The organism is Hymenobacter lucidus, assembly GCF_020447265.1.
Taxonomy (GTDB): Bacteria; Bacteroidota; Bacteroidia; order Cytophagales; family Hymenobacteraceae; genus Hymenobacter; species Hymenobacter lucidus.
In genome coordinates this window covers 150225-174886 of the sequence record NZ_JAJADR010000004.1, presented here as the reverse complement: position 1 = coordinate 174886, position 24662 = coordinate 150225, and the positions used below count along the sequence as shown (strand labels likewise).

Genomic DNA, 24662 nt, shown 5'->3' with positions numbered 1-24662 from the left:
TTACTTACCTAACGGGTAGCTCGCCAAAATCTGAATCACCCGGTCAGCTAGCGACCATTGGGTAGCTGAAAGCTGGCGTATACCTGAAAAACACGGTTTTTAAGCTGAGGGTCGTTTACGCCCTGCACCGATTTGACGTTGTTGATGTCGCTGAGGCCGGCGTTGAAGCGGGCTCCCACAGCAAAGCCCAAGGGCAGGTTTAGGCCCGCCCCTACGGCAAAGCCCACGTCGAGCTTCTTGTAGTCGTTCCAGGAGCTACGGTCGTTGCTGGAAATCTGTACTTCGCCGTTGCCTTCCTGGCCTACCTCCATCACGCCATCTTCCCGGGCTTTAAGCAAAAAGCCCACCTGAGGCCCGGCCTCGGCGTACACCGGCCCGATGGTGACTTTGGCCAGCACCGGCAGGTTGAGGTAATGCAGCTTGGAACGGTAGTTTACCAGGTCCGATTTGCGCTCGGTACCCTGCAGCGAATACAGTAGCTCGGGCTGAATGGACACGGGCCCCAGCACTTGCATTTCGTAGAACAGGCCGGCGTGGTAGGAGGTTTGGTAGGTGGCATCGGTGCCCACGGTGCCCTGTAGCACGGTCGAATTAAGGCCACCTTTTACGCCCAGCTGGGCTTGGGCCGAATTCCAGAAAAAGATGCTAAAAAGCAAAAATACGCTGAGTCGTTTCATAGCAGGTTTGTAGGTAGAGGGTTGAGAAACTGCCCGTAAGACTCCTAACGGCCGCCTCACCCCTATTCGTACGCAGACTTTTTGCTAAAGGCTGCGGCCGAGTTGCTGGCTGCACCAATTGCGGACCTGGTAAGCCAATACGCCAAGCCCGGGGTGGCACCGGCGCTGCCCGGGCTGCTCCCAGCGCTACTTTCCCGTACTTTCAGCTCACCTTGCTGGCAGCCCAAGCCACCTTCGGGTCGGGTTGCCGTCTTTGCCCCATCGTTTCCTGTCTGCTCTGCTCTTTTTCGCCCCGCATGCCCGTACCCTTCACCTTCGTGCGCCTCCAGTACCGCTCCGGCGACTGGGATGCTGTGGACGAAAGAATGCCCGCCAACCTGCTGCATTCCCTGATTCAGTACACAACGGTGCCCGTTAGCCAGAAGGAAAAGGCCGTGGCCCTCGACAGCCCCGAGCTGTTCAACTACCCGTTCTGCTACCTCTCGGGCCACCGGCTGGTGCAGTTTTCAACCCAGGAAAAAAAGAACTTCACGCAGTACGTGCGTAACGGCGGCTTTGTGTTCGTGGACGACTGCAACCACGACATCGACGGGCTGTTTGCGCGCTCTTTCGAGGAGCAGATGCGGCAGTGTTTCGGGGCCGGGGCACTGAAGAAAATTCCTAAAACCCACCCCATCTACTCGCAGTTTTTCAAGTTTCCGGATGGCCCGCCGCCTACGTCCTTCGAGCTCAACGGCTGGGGCGACGACCTGGTGCACGACTACCTGAAGGGCATCGAAATCAACGGCAAGCTGCGCGTGCTCTACTCCAACAAGGACTACGGCTGCGAGTGGGACTACGACTTCCGCAACAAACGTTTTTTGGCCGAAGACAACACCAAATTCGGCGTCAATATCCTGCTCTACGCTCTCACGGCGTAGTTTCCATGCTTTTCCTTTAAGAACAACTCTGCGAAAATCTGCGCTTACCTCCGTGAACCGCTGCGGAAAATTTCAACTGCATGACTGAACAAGATGTACGCCACCTGCTGGCCAAGCTACCGCCGCTGCGTCAGGAAATCGGCAAAATAATCGTGGGCCAGCAGCAGGTGCTCGATGAAGTGCTGGTGGCGCTGCTGGCCGGCGGCCACGCCCTGCTCGAAGGCGTGCCGGGCTTGGCCAAAACCCTGCTCGTACGCACCCTGGCCGCCGCCACCGATTTGCCCTTCCGCCGTATCCAGTTCACCCCAGATTTGATGCCGACCGATATTCTGGGCACCGAGGTGCTGGAGGAAGACCACGGCACCGGCCACCGCTCGTTCAAGTTCAACCCGGGGCCCATCTTTGCCAGCCTCGTACTGGCCGACGAAATCAACCGGACGCCGCCCAAAACCCAGGCCGCCCTGCTCGAAGCCATGCAGGAAGGCCACGTGACCTACGCCGGCCAGGAACACGCGCTGCCCCAGCCTTTCTTTCTGCTGGCGACGCAAAACCCCATCGAGCAAAGCGGCACCTACCCGCTGCCTGAAGCCCAGCTCGACCGGTTTCTGCTTTACATCCGCATTGGCTACCCCACCGAGCAGGAAGAACTGGCCGTGCTGAGCGGCACCACTGGCACGGTCCGCGCCGAGGTGCGCCCGGTGCTGGGCGGCGAGGATATCCGGCAGCTGCAGCAGCTGGTGCGCCAGGTCAGCCTCAGCCCCGAGCTGCTCGACTTCGTGAACCGGCTCGTGCGCGCCACGCGGCCAGCTACTTCAGCGGTGAAATTCATCCAGGAATACGGCCGCTGGGGCGCGGGCCCGCGGGCGGGGCAGGCCCTGATTCTTTGCGCCAAAGCTCGGGCGCTGCTCCAAGGCCGCTTCGCCGCCACGCTGGATGATATCCATACCCTGGCCCCGCCTGTGCTGCGCCACCGGGTGCTGCTCAACTTCAACGCCGAAGCCGAGAATATCACCCCCGATGATGCCGTAGCTGAGCTATTAAAGGCGGTATCTGTTTAGTTGTTCGTTGATTGTTGTCAGTTGTTAGTTCGTGCTGACACCTACTCCTAACAACTGACAACAATCAACGAACAATTAACACCTAGAAATGCTAACTCCTGAACTTCTTCACGCCCTGCACAACCTGCCCTTAGCTGCCAAACAGGCGGCCGAGGGCTTTCTGGCGGGCCAGCACCTGAGCCGGCGGCGCGGCGCGGGCATGGAGTTCAGCCAGTACCGCCCCTACCAGCCCGGCGACGACCTGCGCCGCCTCGACTGGCGCCTGGCCGCCCGCTCCGACCGGTACTACATCCGCGAGTCGGAAGTCGATACCAGCCTGACGGTGCATCTGCTGCTCGACGCCAGTGCCTCCATGAACCACCGCGACGACAACGGCCTGACCAAGCTCGACTACGGCCGGCTGCTGCTGGCGGCCCTGGCCTACCTGGCCCAGCACCAAGGCGACGCCGTGTCGCTCAGCATTCTACACCCGCAGGGCTTGGTGCACCTGCCCGCCCGCGCCGATACCCGCCAGCTGCCCCGCATCTATCAGACCCTGCAGAATACTACCGGGGCCGGCCACTTTCCCGCCGCCGCCCAGCTGGCCCCGCTGCTGGCCCGCCGCCAGCGCGCCCTCACCATCTGCGTAAGCGACCTGTACGAGGAGCAAACCGAAATAAGCACCCTGCTCATGCGCCTGCGGGCCGTGGCCGGCGACGTACTGCTGCTGCATCTGCTGGCCGGCAACGAGTTGACCTTCAGCTACCGGGGCGCCGTTACGTTCGAAGATCTGGAATCGGGCCAGCGGCTGCAACTCAATGCCGAAGAGCAGCGCGCCGGCTACCAGCAGCGCCTGCAGGAGTGGCTACGCACCACTGCCCAAACCGCCCGCCGCCAGGGCCTCGACTACTACCAGCTCAGCACGGCCGAGCCGCTGGATGGGGCCCTGCGGGAATTTTTGCGCCGCCGCCAAGCCACCTCTTTCTGATGAGGAGTGTCTTTGCGCCGATTGCCGGCCCGGACGCTGGTCCGTATATGTTTGTTTCGCTTTAACCCGTAGCCGCGTTGCTCACGTTTCTTGCCCCTTCCTCCGGTTTGCTGGCGTTGCTGGGCCTGGTCGTACCCGTGGCTATTCACCTCTGGAACCGCCGGCCGGCCCGCACAGTGCCGGTGGGCAGCATAAGGTGGCTGGCCGTGGCGGCCAACCGCCGGATGCGCAACCTGAAGCTGGAACAGTGGCTAGTCTTGCTCTTGCGCGCCGGGCTGGTAGCATTGCTGGCCGGAGCAGTAGGCGGGCCCGTGTGGCGGCAGCCGCCCCCGCCCCGGCTGGGCCAGGTGTTTATCAGTCCTGATCTGCTGGCCTCCGAATCGGTGGAAGCCGTGCGGGCCACCATCGACTCGCTGCGCCGGCGAGGCTTCGCGCTACGCCAGCTCAGCCGCAACTTTCCCCGCATTTCGGATACGACCTGGCAACAGCTGCGCACCGCACCACGGCCGCCGGCCACCGCTACCTACGATTTCTGGTCCCGTGTGCAGCAGGCCGCCGATTCGTTTCCCGGCCAGCCGATACGGGTGTATACCTCGGCCACGCTGCGCCATTTCCGGGGAAACCGGCCGGCACTGCCCACCACCGTTAGCTGGCAAGCCCTGCCCCTGCCCGGTGCCCGCACTACCTGGCTTACCGGGGCCAGCCTGAGTGCGCCCGACAGCCTGCGCCTGCTCTTCAGCCAAAGCACCACCGAGGCCGTGCTGACCAGCCGCCGCACCGTGGCCCGGCCCCAACAGAATGGCTTGCTGTTGCCCCGCATAGCCGGTTTGCCGCCGCTACGCTACCAGTCAGAGGCTGGCGGGCAAGCTTTTATTCAGGTTCTGGATACCGATTCCAATCGGGTGCCGGTGCAAACTCAGCCGCTGCGGGTGTGGGTCTATCATGACGCGGGCCATGCTCTGGATGCGCGCTATATGCGGGCCGCACTACGGGCCGCTGCCCTCGGGCTGGCGCCCCGCCTGGAGCTGGCAGTGGCCAGCACTCCGCCTGCCCTGACAAAAGAACTCGACTGGCTATACTGGCTGGCTGATACACCGGTGCCGGCTGCCTGGCAGCAGCGCACCGCCCGGGGCCTCATGCTCTGGCAGGACGGTCGGCAGCCCGGCACTTCGGTTGCAACTACTTTTGCTGTAACGCCCCAGGAAGAGCAATACCGGATAAGCCGCCTCGATACTACACTGTCCCACAACTCCGCCACGGTAGTCTGGCTGGCCGCCACTGGCCAGCCGGTACTCACCCACCAGCAAGCCGGCCGCGGCGGATTCTACCGGTTTCATAGCCGCCTGCACCCGGCCTGGAGCAGCCTGGCCGACAGCCCCGACCTGCCGCTGCTCTTACTGCCGCTGTTGCAGCCCGACTCAACCCACACCTTCAGCCCGCACGACCAGCGCCAGCTGGCTCCGGCGCAGATACTCGCCCCGCAACCGCCCAGTTCAGCCCCTCAGCCTGCCTGGCCAGCCCGTGCCTCGGCCATTGATATGCGCCCCTGGCTGCTGCTGGCTGCTGCCCTACTCTGGCTGCTGGAGCGGTGGGTGGCCGGGCGTACTGCCGCTAAACCTCGGGCCGTATGACTAGCGCAGTGACCACACCACCAATTGCCTCGGCCGAGGGCATCAGCCTGCTGCGCCAGATTCGCCAGGCACACCGGTGGCAGCGCACGGCCCGGCTGCTACTGCCCACATTAGCGGCAGCCGGCTTGCTGCTGTTGGGGGCTTACCGGTTGCCCCAGACCCAACTGCTGGTGTTGAGCGTAGCCGTGCTGGGCCTGGGGCTGGCCGGCTGGCAGCTGCGCAATATCTGGCGGCAGCCCCTGGCCGCCGTAGCCCGCCAGCTCGACCGGCACTTTCCCACCCTGGAAGATAGCACCGGGTTACTGCTGCAGCCCACGGCCGGGCTCAACTTGCTGGCCCGGTTGCAGCAGCAGCACGTAGCGGCCCGCCTGCAGCGGTTGCGGCAAGATGAGCCCCGGCCATTGCTGCCGGTGCGTTTTGCCGCCGCGTGGTGGCTTACTACTGGCCTGCTGGCGGGGGTAATCCTGTTGTGGTTTTGGCAGCCCGGGTCTTCCTATTCCCGCAATAATCCGGGCGTAACCATGTGCTTCCCAACGGCCCCGGCCAAACCCGGCCAGGTGGCCCCGCCCACAATTACCACCACCCACATCCGGATTTTGCCCCCGGCCTATACGCGCCGTGCCCCCAGTGCCGCCTCGGCGCCTTCCTTCCGCTGCCCGCAAGGCTCCCGGGTACAATGGGTAGTCGAAGTTTCGCGGGCGGCAACGGCACCGCAGCTGGAAATTGGCCGCCAGCGGCTGGCTTTCCGGCCCGTGCCCGGCCACCCCTTGCAGTTTGCCATTGCCCACACCTTCACAGCCTCCACGCTGTACCGCATCCGGTTTGCCGGGCAGGCTTCCGATGATTACGCCGTAGAAGTAGAGCCCGACCGGGCACCGGCCATTCAGATCCGGACGCCGAAGCCCTATACGCTAGTAGAGTTTGGGCAAAAGCCGGAAGTGGCAGTGCAATTTGCGTTAGGTGATGATTATGGCCTGACCAGCGTGCGGCTGGTAGCCACCGTAGCCCAGGGTCAGGGCGAGGCGGTGAAGTTTCGGGAAGTAGCCACCGACCTGAGTTCCAGCCTGCGCGGCCAGCCCACCCAGGCCACGCTCACGCACCGGCTGCGCCTGCTCGCGCTGGGCCTCACCTACGGCGACGAAGTATATTTCTATGTGCAAGCATGGGATAATAACCGCCACACGTCCCGCTCCGATACCTACCTGGTGCAGTGGGAAGATACCACCGTGGACGATTCCGGCTCGGACATGGCCATGGGCGTAAACGTAGTGCCGGCCTATTTCCGCAGTCAGCGCCAGGTTATCATCGATACGGAAAAGCTACTGGTTGAGCGGCGCCAGCTGGCGCCCACCGGATTCAGCAGCCGGGCCAACGACTTGGGCCACGACCAGAAAGTGCTGCGGCTGCGTTACGGCAAATTTCTGGGCGAAGAGTTTGAGGAAAGCTTTGGTCAGAGCGCCACCCGCCCGCCCACAGCCGACGCCGACCACACCGAAGAACCGGGCCACGCCGAAACCGAGGAGCTCGGTCACGACCACGCCGCTCCGGCCACCGCTGCTGATGCGTCGCCCGAAGCCGCCGCCGCGCTGCTCGACCCCTACGTGCATCACCACGACGACTCCGAAACGGCCGATTTTCTGGAGCCCGCCGTCAAGGCCAAGCTGCGCGGCGTGCTGAGTCAGATGTGGGAAGCTGAGCTGCGCCTGCGCACCGCCCGCCCCGCCGAGGCGCTGCCCTACGAATACCGCGCTCTGCGCCTGCTCAAGCAGGTGCAGCAGCAAACCCGCCTCTACGTGCGCAAGTCCGGTTTCGACCCTCCCATTATTCCCGAAGCCACTTCCCGCCTCACCGGCGAGCTAGCCGGAGCCACTGCCTCCCGACGGCAGCAAACTATTGCCGCCACTTCTTCCCAGGCCACTATTCGGGCCGCGCTGCAAACCCTAGCCCGGCTACGGCAGCACGCTGGCAAAGCCAGCCCCACCGAAGCCTTGGCGCTGGAGCGGGCCAGCGGCGCAGCGGCGCAGGCGGCCCTGCGCAACCCTGGCCGCTACCTTTCCGCCGTACGCGACTTGCGGCAGCTCACCACCGAAATTCGCCGCGGCCAGGTGCCCTGCCAGTCCTGTCTGCAGCAGGTAGCAGCCGCTTTGACTGACTTGTTGCCCCCACCGACGCCCGCGCCGGGCCGGCCAGCCGGGCCCGGCCGCGTGGCCCGGCGGTATTTTCAGGAGTTGAGCCAGTAAGTTTTTCGCCTATGCCTCAGCCGCCTGTCTTCTATCTTTTCCTGGTCCTCTGCCTGCTATTGGCCGGGGGCCTCACGCTGGCCGCCGTGCGCCGCCCCCACCGGCAGCGGCTTTGGCCCCGCCTGCTGGCCGGCTGGCTGGCCGTGCTGGCCTTGTGGTGGCTGGCATATCCGCCGCGGCGTACCGTAAGCGCCAACAGCTCCGAAATAATAGTTCTTACCCCTGGCTACCAAACCGATAGTGTGCGGCAGCTACTCCGAAAACTGGGGCCCGCCACCACGCTCTGGCGCTACGGCTTCAGCAATACCACTGCCGATACACCCAGCCTGCACAGCCTGCAGTTGCTGCGCGAGCGGTATCCGGAGCTGCGCCGGCTGCACCTTCTGGGTTGGGGGCTGCCCGTAGCGGCGCTGCCCGAGCTCGGGCCGTTGCGCCTTATTATGCATCGGCCCACGGCGGTGCGAGGCTTCCAACAAGCTGGGTGGAACCGCCGGGTGGAAGTGGGGCAACGCCTGGTGGTGGAGGGCTTCTTCACGGCAGCCTCGGCCCAACCGGTGTGGCTGAGCCTGCGCGGCGCCGGCCGCCCCGCCGATTCGGTGCGGTTACCAGCCGGCACTGGCCCTTTCCGGCTCCAGACCCTCCCCAAAACGGCTAGCCTGGCCGTGTACCAGCTCGTAGCGCGCCAGGGCCGTAATTTGCTGGCTACAGAGCCGGTACCGGTGGAAGTAAGCACTGCCCGGCCGCTACGAGTGCTGCTGCTGAACAGTACAGCTTCGTTTGAGTTTACTGCGCTGAAAAACTACCTCGGCACCCAGCAGCACCGCGTGGGCCTCCGCACCGGCCTCAGCCGCGGCTTGGCGCAAACCGAGTTCCTCAACCAAACGGCCCACGACCTCACCCGCGTGTCTTCTGCGCTCCTGGCCCACTACGATGTGGTGGTAACAGATGCTGCTACAATAGCGGCCTTCTCCTCTTTCGAAGTCCAGGTATTGCGCGAGTCGGTCCGCACTAACGGGCTGGGGCTGATTCTGCTGGCCGAACCCACAACCCTGCCGCGCGCCCTGCCCAGCCGCGCTGGCTTTACCGTAGTACCTCGTCCTACTGCCGCCGCCCGTTCCCAACCTATCCGCTGGCCCGAATCTACTAGCTCAGCCACCACACTGATTCCCGCTACACTGCGCCTCGCGGCCCCGGCCCGTCCTCTAGTTACCAATAGGCAGCGGCAGGCAGTAGTAGCTACCCAGCGCTTCGGCCTTGGTAGTGTTACCGTATCGGTGCTGCCCCAAACTTATCCGTGGGTGTTACAGGGTGATGGAAACACCTATGCTACCTACTGGAGCACATTGCTGCGCGCCGCGGCCCGGCCTTTGCCTACCTCAACGCAATGGCAGGTAGTATCAGCTTGGCCCCGGGCCCACGATCCAGTAGCGTTGCTACTTACCTCCAGTGTAAGTCCGGATCAGCAGCCTACAGTGGCAGGGCTACAGGGTGCTGCATCGGTTCCGCTGGCCTTAGCACAGGCGGCGCTGCTGTCCGAGTGGCAATCTGGGGTGTTTTGGCCGGCTGGTGCGGGCTGGCACCAAGTGCAGCTTAAGGGCCAGCTACCTTATTCGTTCTACGTTTTTGGGGCGCACCACTGGCTGGCACCCGAACAACGGCGACGGCAGCAAGCAGCACAGAATTATCGGCACCGCGCTTCAGCCAATACATCTTCTTCCGAGGCAGCAACCAGCCTGCCATATCCGGCCGCTTGGTTTTTCGGGTTATTCTTGCTGACGGCGGGCTTTCTGTGGCTCGAAGAAAAGCTCTGAGCCTGCCTGATGACTGATACTGAAGCTAATACCGAATATCCGGATGGCCGTTCAGCAAAGTATCTTCGGCATCCCCCACCAGATATTCGCCGACGGCAAACACTGCTGCGCTTGCCGCTGCGGCTTCCAAGTCGGGATGATCTGGCGACGCGGGCAGTGCTTTATCAGTCCCTAGGTCCGGAGTTTCGGAAAGGGCAGGCTGGGCAGTGCCGTGGATACTATAGTCGGACAAGGCTGATAGATAATAGCTTGAGAAAAATGAAGGATACAAATATTGCATTAAAAAAACTAAATATTTAATCTGTGTACCACTTATTTTTTTTCACTCTTGATTTACTCCAACAGAAACGGCCCGACTTTCCAGGTGGAAAATCGGGCCGTTTGCAGCTACAAGCCGGCTAATAGCCGGCGCGTAATTACTTCGTCTCAGTCGTGGTCGTCGTGGTCGAAGCCTCGGTGGTAGCAGCAGGAGCAGCAGCCGAGTCAGCGGTTACGGTCGTGGTAGAAGCCGAATCCGTAGTGGTCGTAGTGGTAGCGTCCGTAGCAGGAGCTTCAACCGTAGTGGTTTCGGTGGTTTCAGCCGTTTTCGTCTCGCACGAAGCAAGCGTGGTAGCGAATACGAGAGCCAGGGCAGAAACCTTCAGGAGATTCTTCATTTTGGTAGTACGTTTGAAAAAATTTAGTCTGAAAAACTTCCTTCATACCGTCTTTGTAAGAAGGTAACCCGCTATGGAAAAAATAATTTTTTCGGGTTACCAAAGGCCCTGTATTGTATTAACCGACAAAGCGAATGGGTAAGGGCAGTCCTTCCTACACCGATGAAGAGTTCGTGGCGGCCATCCGCCACGGCGACGACCGGGCGCTGGCACAGCTCTACCGCTTGCACTTGCCTATGGTCCTGCACTACGTTCTGCAGAATAGTGGAACCGAAGACGAGGCCAAAGATGTGTATCAGGAGGGCGTGATGGTGTTTTATGAGAAGGTGCGCGAAGGCTCGTTGGAGCTGAGCTGCCAGATCAAAACCTACCTCTACGCCGTGTGTCGCCGCCTGTGGCTAAAGCGCCTCGCCGAGAAAACCCGCTTCGGCGGCCGCCTCGACGACCACGAACCCTACCTCGAAACCGGGGCCGAGGCCGACCTGGCACTGGCTGAGGAGCGCGATAAGCGCTTCGCGACCATGAGTGAGGCCCTGGAACTCGTGGGGGAGCCTTGCCGCTCGCTTTTGGAAGGTTTTTACCTGCTGGATAAATCTATGCAGCAGCTTACGGCGGAGTTTGGCTACACCAATGCCGACAATGCTAAGAATCAAAAATACAAGTGCCTGGTGCGCCTGAAAAAGCTGTTTTTCGCCCATTACAAGGAAGAAGAATCGTTTTAGCCGGCGTGCTTATCCGGCAGAGCACCCACTCTGCATAAGACTATGAAAACGGAAGCTGACTATTACGCTTTGTTTGAAGCCTACCGCACGGGTGGGCTTACGGCCCCGGAGCGCGCCGACCTGGAGCGCCGCCTGGCGGCCGACCCTAACTTTGCCCAGAATTTCGCCGACTTCACCCAGCTCACCAGCACCCTGCACGGCTACGGCGAGCGGCTGGCTACCCGCCGCAAGCTCCACGCTATTCAGGCCGATATGGACGCGGAGCAAGCCGTGCGCCTCGATGGCGAAACCCTGGAAACGGGCCACCCCACGATGCCGCAGCTGTATATCTCGCCCGTGGAGCGCAAGCTGCGCGAGTTCTGGGGCGCCCACCGCGCAACCGCTATGGTAGCGGCTTCGGTAGCCGTAATGGCCGTGTTTGCCACGCTGCTCGGCCTCGAATGGTGGCGGGCGGCCCAGCAGCAGCCTTCGTTGTACGGCTACACGGTGCTGCGCCGCGAGGTAGAGCGCATTAAGCGTACCCAAAAGGCTATGAACCGCGCCATCAATCAGATTGACGGCGGTAAAACTGAGATTGAGACCAACCCCGGCAAGTTCAGCGGTACCGGCTTCGCTCTCACCGCCGACGGCTACTTGGTTACCAGCTACCATGTTATTCAGGGTGCCGACTCGCTGCTGATTGAAAGCCGCGACCGGCAGCGCTACCGCGCTGAGCCCGTGTTTACCGACGTAGCCCACGACCTAGCCATTCTGCGCATTAAGGACCAGAAGTTCAACGGTTTCGGCCGCCTGCCCTACTCTTTCAAGCGCGGCACGGCCGACCTGGGCGAGAAGGTCTTCACGCTGGGCTACCCGCGCGAAGACGTGGTGTTTGGCGAAGGCTCGCTGAGTGCCCGCTCGGGCTTCGAAGGCGACACTGCCTTCTACCAGATTTCGATTCCGGTGAACCCCGGCAACAGCGGCGGCCCGCTGCTCGACGACCGGGGCAACCTGATTGGTATCATCAGCGGCAGGCAGATGGATATGCAGAGCGCGGCTTTCGCCACCAAGTCGTCGTACCTGATGCGCCTGGTCGATTCGTTGTCGGCGGCGGGCACGGCCCAGCCCTACAACATGCCCCGCACCAACCAGATGTCGGGCACCACGCGCCGCCAGCAGATCCGCAAGCTCCAAGACTACGTGTTTGTGGTCAAGGTCTACGAATAGACCGCTGCTCACTTCAAAACCAGAAAAAGCCCCGCTCCCCCAGCGGGGCTTTTTTTGTGCCAGGCAGGCAGCCAACTGGAATTATGGGTTGGCAGCAGTCTGTCGGCCAGTCTAGTGGGCCCTATTGGGACCGAGCAAAGATTAATTATCAGCAGTTGGGGAAGTGCATTAAACTTTCTCTATTTTCTATAGTCCATTGCCCGTTCTGTTAGCTAACGCCGCGCTAATAGCTTACTTTAGAAAGACTTATTCGACCTTTTCTACCGCCTCCCAAACCCACCACGCATGGACAGAAGAGCCTTTCTCCGTAAAAATTCGGCGGTTGTGACGGCACCGGCCACGGTGGTGATGGAGCATATTGCCCCCGACCCGCCGACGGAGCCGGAAACTGTGAGCCGCTTTGCCAACACAGCCCTGCCTAGCACGGCCCGCTCCACGGCGGGCATTGCGCCCTACACCGGCGCCTGGGGCTTCGACCAGGCCGCGCACCTGCTGCGCCGCACGCTGTTCGGCCCCACCCGTGCCGAGATTCTGACAGCGGCCGGCCGCACGCCCGCGCAGGTAGTGAATGACCTGCTGACGGTGCCGCCCACTCCGGCGCCGCCCGTGAACGTATCGGCGACGGATACCAGCGTGGCCATCGGGCAAACCTGGGTGACGCAGGCCTTCGACCAGAACGTTGAGAGTGCGCGGCGCACGTCGCTCCGGTCGTGGTGGCTGGGCCAGATGCTGACCCAGAGCCTGTCGCTGACGGAGAAGATGACGCTGTTCTGGCACAACCACTTCGTCATTGAGTTTGGCGACATCAACGACGCCCGCCACGCCTACCAGTACGCGGCACTGCTGCGGCAGCACGCACTGGGCAATATCAAGCAGCTGGCCAAGGATGTGACGGTGAATGCGGCCATGCTGCGCTACCTGAACGGCAACCAGAGCACGGCTGCGGCCCCCAACGAAAACTACGGCCGGGAGCTGCTCGAGCTCTTTACGGTGGGCAAAGGCCCGCTGATTGGCCCCGGCAACTACACCAACTACACGGAAGCCGACGTGCAGGCCGCCGCCCGGGTGCTAACCGGCTGGCGCGACAATCAGGCCAACATCAACAGCTATTACACCGCCTCGCGCCACGACACCGGCACCAAGGTTTTTTCGGCGGCTTTCGGCAACGGCACCATCACCAACGGCGGCGACCAGGAATACAAAACGCTTATCGATTTGATATTCAGCCAGCCCGAAACGGCGCGGTTTCTGGTACGCAAGCTCTACCGCTGGTTTGTGTACTACGTTATCGACGCTACTACCGAGCAGAACGTCATCGAGCCGCTGGCCCAGCTTCTGATTCAGAATGGCTACAACGTGGCGCCGGTGCTGCGCACCCTGCTGCTGAGTGAGCATTTCTACGATGCCGTGAACATGGGCTGCCTCATCAAAAGTCCGCTGGACTTCACGCTCACGGTGGGCCGCCAGCTGCAGATTACGTTTCCGCCCGCTACTAATGCCGTGGCCCAGTATGGCATGTGGGACTACCTGAACAGCCTGACCAACCTGCAACAGCAGCTGGTAGGCGACCCGCCCAACGTGGCAGGCTGGCCGGCTTATTGGCAGACGCCACAGTACTACGAAATGTGGATAAACGCCGTGACGCTGCCCCGCCGCAACCAGTTTACGGACCTGATGATCAGCACGACGGGCTACACGCGCAACAGCTTTAAAATCAATATCGATGCGCTGGCCCTGGTGCAAAGCCTACCCTCGGCCACGGCCCAGGACCCGAATCTGCTAATTGGCGAGCTGGCCCGACTGCTGTTCCCGATTCAGTTGACGCCCGCGCAGCTCACCTTCCTGAACGACGTGCTGCTGCCCGGCCTGCCCGATTTTGAGTGGACCGACGAGTGGACGCAGTACCTGGCCAACCCGACCAATACGGCCAAGAGAACCGCCGTGAATACCAAGCTACAGTCGCTGCTGCGCACCATGATGGGCTTGGCCGAATATCATTTGAGTTAAAGGTGAATTTGTGAAGGGTGAAGTTGTGAGTTGTCGTTCCAGTAGCGCAAAACCGCGCTAGAGCAACCTTAACCTCCTTTTTTCACCAATTCACAACTTCACCAATTCACAAGTCCACCTTTTGCCCATGAAACGCAGAGACTTTCTCCAGACTACGGCGGCGGCTTCGGTGCTGCCGGCATTGCTGGGCGGCTTCCCCATCGGGGCCTACGGCTACTCGCCCGAGCTGGCGGCCCTCACCAACGCGGCCACCCAAACCGACCGGGTACTGGTGCTTATTCAGCTCAATGGCGGCAACGACGGGCTTAACATGGTGATTCCGCTCGACCAATACCCGGCTCTGATGAATGCCCGCAGCAGCATTGCCATTCCCGAAGCCCAGGTGCTGCGTCTGAGCACGGCTACCGGCATTCACCCGGCCATGACGGGCCTCAAAAACCTGTACGACAACGCTAAAATCGGGGTGGTGCAGAGCGTAGGGTATCCCAACCCCAACTTTAGCCACTTCCGCGCCACCGACATCTGGACCTCGGCTTCCGACTCCAACGTGACCATCACCTCGGGCTGGGCCGGGCGCTACCTCGACGGCGAATACCCAAACTTCCCGACCGGCTACCCCAATGCCCAAAGTCCCGACCCGCTGGCCATCAGCATCGGCTCGGTGGTGAGTAACTGCGTGCAGGGCCCCAGCGTGAACATGGGCATGGCCATTGCCAGCACGGCCTCCTTCTACCAACTGCTTACGGGCGGTGTAGACACGGCGCCCAACACACCCGCCGGCCACGAGCTGACCTTTATCCGGCAGGTGGTGCAGCAAACCCAGGTCTACAACACGTCGATAAAAGCGGCGGCTGACAAGGCCCGTAACCTTTCCCCGCTCTACCCCACGGCCGGTCAGAACAGCCTGGCCGACCAGCTCAAAATAGTGGCGCAGCTGGTAGCCGGCGGCCTGCAGACGCGCCTGTACGTGTGCAACCTGGGCGGCTTCGATACCCACGCCGGGCAGGTGTCGGCCACGGGCAGCACCGCCACCGGCACCCACGCCACGCTGCTGGGCAAAATTTCGCAGGCCCTGGAAGCTTTTCTCGACGACCTGAGCCGCCTGCAGGTGCAGGACCGCGTGGTGGGTATGACCTTCTCTGAATTCGGCCGCCGCATCAAAGCCAATTCCAGCCTCGGCACCGACCACGGCGCGGCGGCTCCGCTTATCGTTTTTGGCAGCAGCGTCAACCCGATTATTCACGGCACCAACCCGGTGCTGCCCGCCAATGCCGGCGTAAACGACAACGTGCCGATGCAGTTCGATTTCCGGGCCATCTACGGCAGCCTGCTCCTGGACTGGTTCCGGGTGCCCCAGGCCACGATAAATGCCCTGTTGCCTCACGCCGGCGCGTCGTTTCCGTACGTGCCGGTATTGCGGCCGGGCGTGGCTACCGGTGTGGCCACGGCCTCCGATATGGGCGTGAAGGGCTTTGCAGTGTACCCCAACCCGGTGCGGGAGCAGGCCACGGTAGAATTTGAGGCCGAAGGCGGGCACGTACAGGTGCTGGTATTCGACACGATGGGCCGCGAGGTGCGCCGCCTGCTGGACCGGCGGCTGCCGCGCGGCCTGCAGCGCCTTAGCCTGCCCGTAGCCGATCTGGCGGCGGGAGCTTACTATTGCCACGTGCAGGAAGGCGGCCGCGTCAGTTCCCGGTTGGTGGCTGTAGAGCGGTAAAAGGCGCCCGGGAGCTCAACAGCGGAAAAAGCCGCGACAGGCGGTAGCGCGAATACTTCACAAAAAAGCCGTTGCCGGGGCAGCCCGCCGACGGCTTTTTGCGTACAGGCACTTCGGTGGCTTGCCCACCTTTGTCCCGACTTTTCCATCAACACCTACCCCTCCGCTATGGAATCCCAGATTGAACAACAATTGGAGAAAATTATGCCCGAAGATCTGGCTCGCACCTTCGAAAGCGCCTACCATGTGCTGGTGCAGGGCAACCATGATCATATGGATGACTTATTGAAGCACGGCGGTACCCTGCTGAAAAAAGCGGCCCAGCGTCTCACGCCTACCCAGCTTATTCTGGGTATTGCGGCCATTGCGGCCGTAGCTGTGGTAGTGGTCAACCGCTCGATGGAACCCTCCGCCGACAGTGCTTCCGATGACGAAGGCACTTCCGCCGAGCCCGTGAAAGACAGCAAGCCCAAAGCGGCCTCGCAAGGCAGCAAAGGCAGCCAGGAGTAACAAAAGCAAGCAGGCTTACCCCTGCCCGTCTACCAAGCCCCGCCGAGTCAGCCCTCTGATTTGGCGGGGCTTTATGCATTCACATCATCATGTGGTTAAAATTTATTGCATTGATCCAATATCATTGTCTAATATTGCATCATCAAAATCGCAAAACATCTCAACAAAATACCAACTACTATGAAAGCATTTTTTCTCCTCGCCCTGGCTGTTGTTCTGGTTGCTCCGCAAGCTGAAGCTAGCTGTGTTAGCAGCACAACGACCACTGAATCAGTTGCTGGCACTGCAGAATTCAACGCCACCGACGATTTCGGCCTGTTCAAGCGCAAGAAGTACAAGTTCAAAAAGCGTCGCAAGGCTGGCAAAAGCCGCCGCCAGCAGCGCCTGTTTGGCCGGTAAGCCACTTCCAACCTCAACGGTCCTTACCCTGGCTTGCCGGCACTATGCGGGCAAGCCAGGGTTTTTTATTGCACTAATACAATTTAATTTTGTTATTAAATAATAAATACCTTATTCTTGTAGCGAATGAGTCATAGTTTTTATTACCATCTTCTACTTCTCGACCTTATGAAAGCCATTACCCTTCTCTTGCTAGCAAGCTTCCTTAGCACCGAGCCATTCGCAGCTGCCGATGCCTCACCGGCAGTAGCTACCGCCACTACTGTAGCCGCAGGCTCCTCCCACGAAGCCATCTTTGGAGCCTCCAAGCGCCGCAAGCGCAAGAAGTCCCGGCCCGCCTACCGCCGTATTGGCCGTTATCTAGCGCCTACCGCGCAGCAGGCAACGGCTTAAGCCGCCGGGGCCAGCAGGGAAGCGTCGTTGTTGGCCGGCGAATTTACCTGGGTGCTCACCACATATTCCTGCATCCGGCTGGCGGGATACGACTGCAGCAGCTGCTGGTGCTGCGCTACTGAGGTGGCGTCATCGAGCCACGCCAGCTCGGCCTGCCGGTCGGGCAGAATGACAGGCATCCGGTTGTGCAGCCTGGCCATCAGCTCATTGGGCTCGGTGGTAATGATAGTGAAGGTAGGCACAACTTCGCCCGAAGCGCGGTCAAGCCATTCATCCCAGAGGCCGGCAAAGGCAAACGGCTGCTCATCGCGCAGCAGAATGCGGTGCGGGGTTTTCGGACCTTTGCCGGAGGCCGTATGCTGCCATTCATAAAAGCTGTCGGCCAGCACCAGGCAGCGGCGGCGCTGCAGCAGCTGGCGAAACGACGGTTTTTCGGGCAGCGTCTCAGCCCGGGCATTTATGGGTTTCGGGGCCGCCTTAACGTCTTTGACCCAACCCGGCAGCAAACCCCACTGAAACAGCTGCACCCGGCCCGGCTCAGCATTGGTAATAATGGGCAGCTGCTGCGAAGGCGCCGCATTGTAGTTGGGTGGCAGGGCGTCGCGGAAGCTAGCCTCGAAGCGCTGCTCAATAACGGGTGCCGGGGTGGTGAAGGTATAACGGCCGCACATAAGTAGAAAGGCTAGGCGAAGCTCGGCTCCGCAGGTGAGAAAAGGCCCTTCTGGTACGTTTCTGGGCCTTTAGGAGTTCCATTTTCACCTACTGCTTATTCGCTTGATTCCGGCTCCGGACTTAGCTGCGTAAGTTTCCTGGAAATCAAAAGACAACTACATAAGCCTATTACCCGCACAATCATGTGACTACAGGTACTTACCATCCAAACAGAACAAGCCGCCGGCAGATACCGGCGGCTTGTTCTGTTTGGGTGGCAGCTTTTCGATACCCCGCTTAGTTGCGCACCAGCGGAAACACGAATTGCGTAGCCTGCCCGCGTACCTGTAGCAAATAAGCGCCCGGAGCCATATTCTGCATATCTAGGGGCTGCTGCTGGGCACCGGCGGCGGTGTAGCGGCGCAGCACCCGGCCGGTGAGGTCGGTGAGCTGCACGGCAAACTCGCCGACGGGCAGTGCGGTCAGATCGAGCGTAGCGGTGCCGGTGCTGGGATTGGGGTACACCGAAATGGCCAGCTTGCGGGTTTCAGCAAACTTCACGGCGCGCACCGGGCCATAGGAGGCTACACCATCGGCATCGACCTGGCGCAGGCGGTAGTACACGGTGGGGCGCGACAATCGGCCGGCCTGCTGGTCGCGGTGCTGGTAGCGCGAGGCGGCCGTGGTGGTACCGTGGCCGGCCACGGTAGCTACGCGCTGAAAGTCCGTGGCATTCAGGGAGCGTTCCACTTCGAAATGGTCGTTGTTTTTCTCGGAGGCCGTATTCCAGCTCAGCACGGCATCGGCTCCATCAGCCACGGCCGTAAAGCTGGTTAGCTCTACGGGCAGGGGGGCGCCCACGTTGGTATTGAGTGAGGCACTGTTGTTGGCCAGGGTGGGGTCGGGCACGGCCGAGGTGGCGTTGGCCCAACTGGTCATGGTGGCAGGCTCAGAAGCCGGCACCGTAAAGGTAGCCGTGTTCGTGACCGGGGTGGCACCGTTGGCGAGGCTACTGATGGCCGAAAACGTAACCCAGCCGCTGGCCGCGTCATAAGTACCATTCGGGGCCGTAACGGCGGCCGGCGTCAGGCCCACGGGCAGCCGTAGCTTGGGCACTACGTTCAGAGCGGTGGTTACGCCCTGATTGGCGGTGGTCATAGAGTACGTTACTACGGCTCCGCGGGCGGCGGTGGCGGGGCCACTGATAGTGGCCGCCACGTCGGCACCCTGCACGGTTACGCGGATGTTGGCCGGGCTGGAGGTGTAGTCTTCGCCTAGAATGGAGCGCATGGTGTAGGGAATGATGACCGGGCCGGCAAAGGTGCCGGAAGGCGTAAACGTGACGATGCCAAGGGCATTGACCGCAAAGCGGCCCTTGCCGGGTACATCAAACGAGGTCTGAATACCGGTGGTGCTCGGGTCCAGGTCAACGGAGGCAACGTCGATGCTGCTGCCAGGGGCCAGATCATTGACCAGCACCGGAATCGTGAGCGGCACATTGTAGAGGGTGCTGACTATATCGGTATTGGCGAAGGGCACCTGCACGATATTCAGGTTGCGAATCTCGTGAATGTTGGTGCTGCCGCCCGTGGAGCCCGAAAAGCCCAGCCGCAGATTGGGCGGCGGCGTGGGCACCAGGAAGTTGTCGATGGCCGTGCGCACGGAGTTGCCATGCTGGATACGCACTGAAATCCGGTAGGTAGTTTCGGTGCCGACGGTGGTTGGTACCACATCGATATAGGCGCGGCGGTAGTCGTCGGAGCCGGGCTGGGCGCGGGTGGTAGGCACGTCGAGGCTGAAATCGAGGGCCCCGGGCTGGGTGCCGGTCAGGTAGGGGTAATCGGTAGCGGCGGAGCCGTTGCCGGCCCCGCGAATGGCAATACCGTTGGGCACTTTTCCCGAAGCATCGAATACGGCGCTGCCGCCCGAGCGGCCTTCGAGCCCATTGGAATAGTTGCCAAACTCGTCGATGCCAATGCCGATATAACCTTTCGAAACACCGTCGGCAACGGGGTCAGCGGTTTTCTGGGCGTAACCCAACGAGCCACCCGAAGCCCCGATGCGGAAGCCGGAAGCAGGCTGATCGGCATCGACGAGAAACACGCTGAAGCCATCGGCGCCGGGGTCGGTGCCGCCGTAGGAGAAGAACTCGAACGAGATGGTGAAGCCCGCCGACGAGGGAAAGCCGACGTTGTCGATAACGTAGCCAGCCTGGTTGTTGGCCGCATCGGTCAGGCGCAGGTAGCCGCTGCCGATAGGGTCGGCGGTGCCGCCGGTGCCGGTGAGGCGCGCCACGCCGCCGAAGCTGAAGTTGGAGGCGGTGTTGCCCTTAAAGGTTTCGTTGCGCGGGAAGGCCGGCGGTGCCACCTGGGCCTGCAGGGAGGACGAGAGCAGCAAGCTGCTGGCAACTGTCCAAAAACCTTTCTGCCAACGCTGCAAAGCAGCGCGGGTAGACGAAATAGTACAATTTGCTTGCATAGCGCATGAGTTGAAGACCGGAAATAGAGCGGCGTATGCAATAGGTGAACAATGAAACGAAAGTTTCTTTTGAAAGACAAAGGCCTATCCAATCATTATCATTTATAAATACCATATTTGACGTAAATACTTAATGTATTCATGTTATTTTTAGATTAAGTACCATTATCAAACAACTCCTTTTATTGCTCTATTGCTGACTTGCTAATCCTGCCGCCGGTGAAGCTCGGCTGTAGGCAGAGGCTACTGCATTGACTGCCTTTCTCAGTATTTTAATCCTATTCACTAATAAGTAGTGGATCCAACAGTGCATCATGGCCAGCAGCGGCATTTTCCACTTTTACACAGATAATCAGCCGGCTAAAGCAACAGTACGACGGTTTTTTGCATCCGTTAGCCCATCATCTTTTCCCTTGCTCTATGAATGCCCTGCGCATCGCTACGCTGCTAACCGGCCTGCTGGCCACTACTACCCTGGCCCAGGCCCAGAAAGCCCTGACCTACACGGTCGACATTGACCCCAAAACCCAGGACCTGTTTCAGGTGCGGCTAGAGCTACCCAAGCTGGGCAAGGGGCAGAACGTGTACCAGTTTGCCGCCACCGCGCCCGGCACCTACCAGGTGATGGACATCGGCCGCTTCGTGCGCAAGTTTGAGGCCTTCGACGATAAGGATAAGCCGCTGGAAGTAAAGCAGATTGCCACCAACCAGTGGCAGCTGCAGCAGCCCGAGAAAACCCGCGCCATCCGCTACACCATTGCCGAAACCTGGGACACGCCCGTAACCGAGCACCGCGTGTACCGCATGTGCGGCACCTCGCTCGAAGCCGACCACGCGTTGCTCAACGGCCAGGGCATCTTCGGCTACGTGCAGGGCTGGCAGGACAAGCCCCTGCGCATCAAGCTGAACTACCCCGCCGACTGGAAGATAGGCACGCCGCTGACCACCGACAAACAAGGCTATTACACGGCCAAAAACTACGACCACGCCGTGGATTCGCCGTTTCTACTGGGCCGGCTGACCGAGGCCAAAACCAAGCTTGGCGACGCGGAGGTGGCTCTATACTGCTACTCCAAAACCGACCAGGTGCAGGCCGAGCCGCTGCTGGGCTACATGCAGAAGATGCTGGGCGCGGCCCAGGCGTTCCTGGTGCAGCTGCCCGTGAAGCGCTACACCTTTCTCTACCATTTCGAGGATCAGAGCCATGGGGCCTGGGAGCATTCCTACAGCTCGGAATACGTGCTGCGTGAAACTCCCCTCACGCCCGAATCGGCCAACGGCATTACCAGCATTGCCGCCCACGAATTTTTCCACGTCGTGACGCCGCTCAACATTCACTCCGAAATTATCGAGCAGTTCAACTTCGTGCAGCCCACCGGCTCGGAGCATTTGTGGCTCTACGAGGGCACTACGGAGTGGGCCTCGGGCATGATGAAGCTGCGTGGCGACCTGGTTTCGCTTGATGAGTACCTCAAAGAGCTCAGCGGCAAAGTGGCCTACGACCACGCTCAGGCCGATACCACTTACTCACTGAGCAAGCTGGGTTTGAACTCCTTTGCCGAAGAGGGCCAGAAGCAGTACGGCAACATCTACCAGCGCGGGGCAATGACGGCTGCCCTGCTCGACCTGCGCCTACTGGAGCTGAGCGGCGGCAAACGGGGCCTGCGCGAAGTGATGAACGAGTTGACCAAGCGCTACGGGCCCGATAAGCCCTTCAGCGAAAAGACCTTCTTCGCCGACTTTACCAAGCTAACGTACCCCGAAATCGGAGACTTCTTTGCTCGCTACGTGCAGCGGGCCGAACCTCTGCCGTTGCAAGACTACTACGCCAAAGTCGGAATTCGCTACGTACCCGTGCTGCACACGGGCCAACGGGTGGTAGCGCTGGGCAATCATAACCCGTCGTTCCGCTTGGCGGGCAATACCGTGCAGCTGACCGAGCTACCCGACACCTGGCAGACCGGTGGCGTGGCCGTGGGCGACGCGTTGGTGGCCATCGGGGGCACCGCCATTACGCCCGAAACGCTACAAACGGCCTTCACCGAGCTCAAAAACCGCAAAGCCGGCGAAGACTATGAGTTGACACTGCGCCGGGAGGGAGTTGAGAAAAAAGTGCGCTTGCGTCTAATCGAGAAGGAGGAAATCAAGCGCTACAACTTTGCCGTAGCCCCCGATGCCACGCCCGCCCAGCTGGCGCTGCGCCAGATTTGGCTGAAAAACCAGTAGCCGCCGTGCCCGAAAAGCCCCAAAGCCCCGACTGCTGCAACAGCCGGGGCTTTTTGCTGCATCCTTTGGGCCAGAAACAGGGTAAGTAGCCTGGGTGAAGCCGTCCGTCATCTGCGCTTTTACTCTTCGGCATGAACCCAGAAAAACTCCTCACTATCGAATCCGGCTTTGTGCTGACTGGCCTGGGTGTGCTGGTGCGTGACATTCCGGATGAGGCCGCGCAGCAGCGGCTCCGGCAATTTGCGCTCCACTCAGCCCTGGCCGTCGTACTGGTGTTTGCTGATGGGACCGAGCTGACTGCCACGGCCAGCGTCGAGGAAATTACCCGTGCCTCCCCAACGAATACCCAGGTCACCCTCACCGAGTACGCGCTGCTGCTTCAGCTCCCTGATTTGCCAGAGCTACCACCAGCCGGCACCGAAGTGTGGCTCACCAATCAGCTTACCCCTTCCGAATGGCTTTAACGGCGTTTGGTGAGAGTGTAATAGCGCAAACTACAAAGTTCGCGCTACGGTCAGGCAGCAGTGCCAAGCAACAAAAAGAGCCACTCGATAATCGGGTGGCTCTTTTGGCTTTAGAAGTCCAAAGCACTACTTGATGGCTACGGGCAGCTCCAGGTTTTCCCAGCGCAGCACCAGGCCATCCTTGGTTACTTCATACACCAAGCCTTCGGTCATGGTAGCGGCTTTGCGCGGCGTGGCCGTTACGCGCAGGGCATCCTGCTTCTCGTCGTACTTAAAAGCGCCCCACTGCTTGGCCGTTTTGTTGAAAATAACGGTCCAGTCTTTCTCGGTCGGGATGGCGAAAAAGGCGTAGGTGCCAGCGGGCAGCTTCTTGCCCTGCACCATCACGTCTTTGCTGAACTCGACGGTGGTAGCCTCGTTGGCCCCAGCCCGCCACACCTGGCCGTAGGGCACCAGGCCACCATAAATCTGCCGGCCTTTTACGCTGGGGCTGCTGTATTTCACGGTCACGGTAGCCGCCCCGATTTTGCCGGTAGCCGTAGCCGCCGGGCTGGCCGGTGCGGGCTTGGCGGCCGGGGCCGTCGGCGTAGTCTGGGCCCAGCTGAGGGACGTGTAAAGCACGCCGGCCAGCAACAGGGCCAGCGTGAGCAGAGTGCGGGGATTCTTCATGGCTATCAGGGTGAAGTTGGTGAAGGGAATGGCCGGCAGGTTACGAATTAACCGCCGTTGCTCAAAGTCGTGACACCGGGCGGCAGGTTGCGTGGCTGCCCGGCGCCGCTTACTTACTCGGTTGTGGGGGCCGGCTGGGGAGTACGTGTAGGGGCCCCGGGGCGGGCCAGCCGGGGCCAGCCGTCGTGGTATTCAAGCTGGTCGAGCAGCAGCACGCGCCGCGAGTAGCCTTGGGCATCATCGATGGCGTCGAAGGTGGGCTGGGTGGGGTCGATGGCGTGGTAGGCCAGCCAGTCGTGGCCGGCGGCATCAGTTACCACGCAGTTGTGGCCGGGGGCGCGCCAGTGCTGGTTGGTTTCCAGAATAATGCTGTGGCCGTGCCCGGTAGCCTGGGCCAGCGTTTCAAACGGGCCGGTAGCGTGGCGCGAGCGGGCCACCATCACGCCGTAGTGGGCATCGTCGCCGCAGCAGTTGTTGCCGGAATAAAACAGAAAGTACCACCCCTCGCGCAGCACCACCCAGCTACCTTCCAGCAGCCGCTGGTAATTGTCGGGGCTGTCATCCTCTACGGGCTGCACCAGCTCTGTAGCTTGGCTGCCGGGCAGGAAGGAAATCCGGTCGGGGGCTAGCTCACGCACCAGCAGCGGCCCGAAGCCCGAGCCCCAGTAGAGCAGCCGCTGCCCGGTAGCCGGGTCGTCGAAGGCCATGGGGTCAATGTTCAAAAAGCCCGGTCCGCACTGCAACGGCTGCCCGATATCGGTGAACGGGCCCGCCGGGTGCTCGGCCGTGGCTACGGCCAGGCAGTAGCCTTCGTCGTTATCGGGCAGGGCCGAGTAGTACATGTAGTAGCGGCCCGCGTGCTCACTCACGTGCGGGGCCCACAGCTTCTGAGTTTCCCGGGCCCAGCGCGGCTTGTGGGGCAGTGCATCAGCCAGCAGTTCCCAGCGCACCAGGTCGCGGGAGCGGGCCACCTGCATGTTGATGATGAGCTGGCCCGGCCGCTTGGTTTGAGTGCCGTAGGCATAATACCAGCCGTCGGCGGCCCGGATGATGGTCGGGTCCGGGAAATCTTCGTTTAGAACCGGGTTCTGATAAGTGGCAGCAATGGAGGACATAAGCACGGCACTTTGAGAGAGAACAACAGACCAGCCGCCGGGGCAGCGGCCAATCCGTCTTCTACGTAGCCACGGCCCGAAGGAGGAGCTTGGGGGCACTATTCTGCCCGCTTTGCTGGCCGCGGCCGCACGCAAGCGGCTGGTC

Annotated in this window: 22 protein-coding genes; 15 read left to right on the top strand and 7 right to left on the bottom strand. The window is 61.2% G+C overall.

Annotated elements, in window-relative coordinates; translation table 11 throughout:
• Nucleotides 1-47: 47 nt before the first annotated feature.
• Nucleotides 48-677 (bottom strand): porin family protein, encoded by a 630-nt coding sequence (locus tag LGH74_RS14830; protein ID WP_226176855.1) that lies wholly within the window; start codon nt 675-677, stop codon nt 48-50.
• 296 nt (nt 678-973) lie between these two features.
• Between LGH74_RS14830 and LGH74_RS14825 the strand changes: the two genes are divergently transcribed.
• The 6 genes from LGH74_RS14825 to LGH74_RS14800 all read left to right on the top strand — a co-directional run bounded on the left by LGH74_RS14825 (nt 974) and on the right by LGH74_RS14800 (nt 9304).
• The gene (locus LGH74_RS14825; protein ID WP_226176853.1) at nt 974-1597 is read left to right on the top strand and encodes a DUF4159 domain-containing protein; all 624 of its coding nucleotides are present in this window, start codon (nt 974-976) and stop codon (nt 1595-1597) included.
• Nucleotides 1598-1677: 80 nt separating this feature from the next.
• Nucleotides 1678-2655 (top strand): AAA family ATPase, encoded by a 978-nt coding sequence (locus LGH74_RS14820; RefSeq protein ID WP_226176851.1) that lies wholly within the window; start codon nt 1678-1680, stop codon nt 2653-2655.
• Nucleotides 2656-2743: 88 nt separating this feature from the next.
• The gene (locus LGH74_RS14815) at nt 2744-3622 is read left to right on the top strand and encodes a DUF58 domain-containing protein (RefSeq protein WP_226176849.1); all 879 of its coding nucleotides are present in this window, start codon (nt 2744-2746) and stop codon (nt 3620-3622) included.
• A gap of 77 nt (nt 3623-3699) precedes the next feature.
• Nucleotides 3700-5253 (top strand): BatA domain-containing protein, encoded by a 1554-nt coding sequence (locus tag LGH74_RS14810; protein WP_226176847.1) that lies wholly within the window; start codon nt 3700-3702, stop codon nt 5251-5253.
• A complete protein-coding gene (locus tag LGH74_RS14805) occupies nt 5250-7493 on the top strand; it encodes a DUF4175 domain-containing protein (protein ID WP_226176845.1) in 2244 nt (747 codons plus the stop codon). Before LGH74_RS14810 ends, LGH74_RS14805 begins: the two co-directional genes overlap by 4 nt.
• Before the next feature lie 11 nt (nt 7494-7504).
• Entirely contained in the window at nt 7505-9304 is a 1800-nt protein-coding gene (locus LGH74_RS14800) for a hypothetical protein (RefSeq protein ID WP_226176843.1), read from the top strand.
• 25 nt (nt 9305-9329) lie between these two features.
• Here LGH74_RS14800 and LGH74_RS14795 read toward each other — a convergent pair whose 3' ends face one another.
• On the bottom strand, nt 9330-9584 hold the full coding sequence (locus tag LGH74_RS14795) for a hypothetical protein (protein WP_226176841.1): 255 nt from the start codon (nt 9582-9584) through the stop codon (nt 9330-9332).
• Nucleotides 9585-9720: 136 nt separating this feature from the next.
• On the bottom strand, nt 9721-9960 hold the full coding sequence (locus LGH74_RS14790; protein WP_226176839.1) for a hypothetical protein: 240 nt from the start codon (nt 9958-9960) through the stop codon (nt 9721-9723).
• 134 nt (nt 9961-10094) lie between these two features.
• On the opposite strand from LGH74_RS14790, the gene LGH74_RS14785 reads away from it, so the two are divergent.
• From LGH74_RS14785 to LGH74_RS14755, 7 genes are all read left to right on the top strand, one after another.
• Nucleotides 10095-10682, top strand: coding sequence for an RNA polymerase sigma factor (locus LGH74_RS14785; RefSeq protein WP_226176837.1), 588 nt, complete (start codon nt 10095-10097; stop codon nt 10680-10682).
• A gap of 42 nt (nt 10683-10724) precedes the next feature.
• Nucleotides 10725-11888 carry a S1C family serine protease gene (locus tag LGH74_RS14780; protein ID WP_226176835.1) on the top strand — a complete coding sequence of 388 codons (1164 nt, stop codon included), beginning with the start codon at nt 10725-10727 and terminating at the stop codon, nt 11886-11888.
• Between the two features lie 324 nt (nt 11889-12212).
• A complete protein-coding gene (locus LGH74_RS14775; protein WP_226176833.1) occupies nt 12213-13895 on the top strand; it encodes a DUF1800 domain-containing protein in 1683 nt (560 codons plus the stop codon).
• Nucleotides 13896-14022: 127 nt separating this feature from the next.
• Entirely contained in the window at nt 14023-15612 is a 1590-nt protein-coding gene (locus tag LGH74_RS14770) for a DUF1501 domain-containing protein (protein WP_226176830.1), read from the top strand.
• Between the two features lie 168 nt (nt 15613-15780).
• Nucleotides 15781-16122 carry a hypothetical protein gene (locus tag LGH74_RS14765; protein ID WP_226176829.1) on the top strand — a complete coding sequence of 114 codons (342 nt, stop codon included), beginning with the start codon at nt 15781-15783 and terminating at the stop codon, nt 16120-16122.
• 180 nt (nt 16123-16302) lie between these two features.
• Nucleotides 16303-16521 (top strand): hypothetical protein, encoded by a 219-nt coding sequence (locus tag LGH74_RS14760; protein ID WP_226176828.1) that lies wholly within the window; start codon nt 16303-16305, stop codon nt 16519-16521.
• Nucleotides 16522-16689: 168 nt separating this feature from the next.
• Nucleotides 16690-16914, top strand: coding sequence for a hypothetical protein (locus LGH74_RS14755; protein ID WP_226176827.1), 225 nt, complete (start codon nt 16690-16692; stop codon nt 16912-16914).
• Here the strand turns inward: LGH74_RS14755 and LGH74_RS14750 are convergent.
• A complete protein-coding gene (locus LGH74_RS14750) occupies nt 16911-17585 on the bottom strand; it encodes an SOS response-associated peptidase (RefSeq protein ID WP_226176826.1) in 675 nt (224 codons plus the stop codon). The two genes, LGH74_RS14755 and LGH74_RS14750, sit on opposite strands and share 4 nt — an antisense overlap.
• Before the next feature lie 277 nt (nt 17586-17862).
• Entirely contained in the window at nt 17863-20043 is a 2181-nt protein-coding gene (locus LGH74_RS14745; RefSeq protein ID WP_226176825.1) for a T9SS type A sorting domain-containing protein, read from the bottom strand.
• A 420-nt stretch (nt 20044-20463) separates the two neighbouring features.
• Here LGH74_RS14745 and LGH74_RS14740 point away from each other — a divergent pair, with 420 nt between their 5' ends.
• Both LGH74_RS14740 and LGH74_RS14735 read left to right on the top strand, forming a co-directional pair.
• On the top strand, nt 20464-22269 hold the full coding sequence (locus LGH74_RS14740; protein WP_226176824.1) for a M61 family metallopeptidase: 1806 nt from the start codon (nt 20464-20466) through the stop codon (nt 22267-22269).
• 131 nt (nt 22270-22400) lie between these two features.
• Nucleotides 22401-22733, top strand: a complete 333-nt coding sequence (locus tag LGH74_RS14735) for a hypothetical protein (protein WP_226176823.1) — start codon at nt 22401-22403, stop codon at nt 22731-22733.
• A gap of 126 nt (nt 22734-22859) precedes the next feature.
• Here LGH74_RS14735 and LGH74_RS14730 read toward each other — a convergent pair whose 3' ends face one another.
• A complete protein-coding gene (locus LGH74_RS14730; protein ID WP_226176822.1) occupies nt 22860-23402 on the bottom strand; it encodes a DUF2911 domain-containing protein in 543 nt (180 codons plus the stop codon).
• A 113-nt stretch (nt 23403-23515) separates the two neighbouring features.
• Entirely contained in the window at nt 23516-24517 is a 1002-nt protein-coding gene (locus LGH74_RS14725) for a glycoside hydrolase family 43 protein (protein ID WP_226176820.1), read from the bottom strand.
• Between the last annotated feature and the right edge of the window lie 145 nt (nt 24518-24662).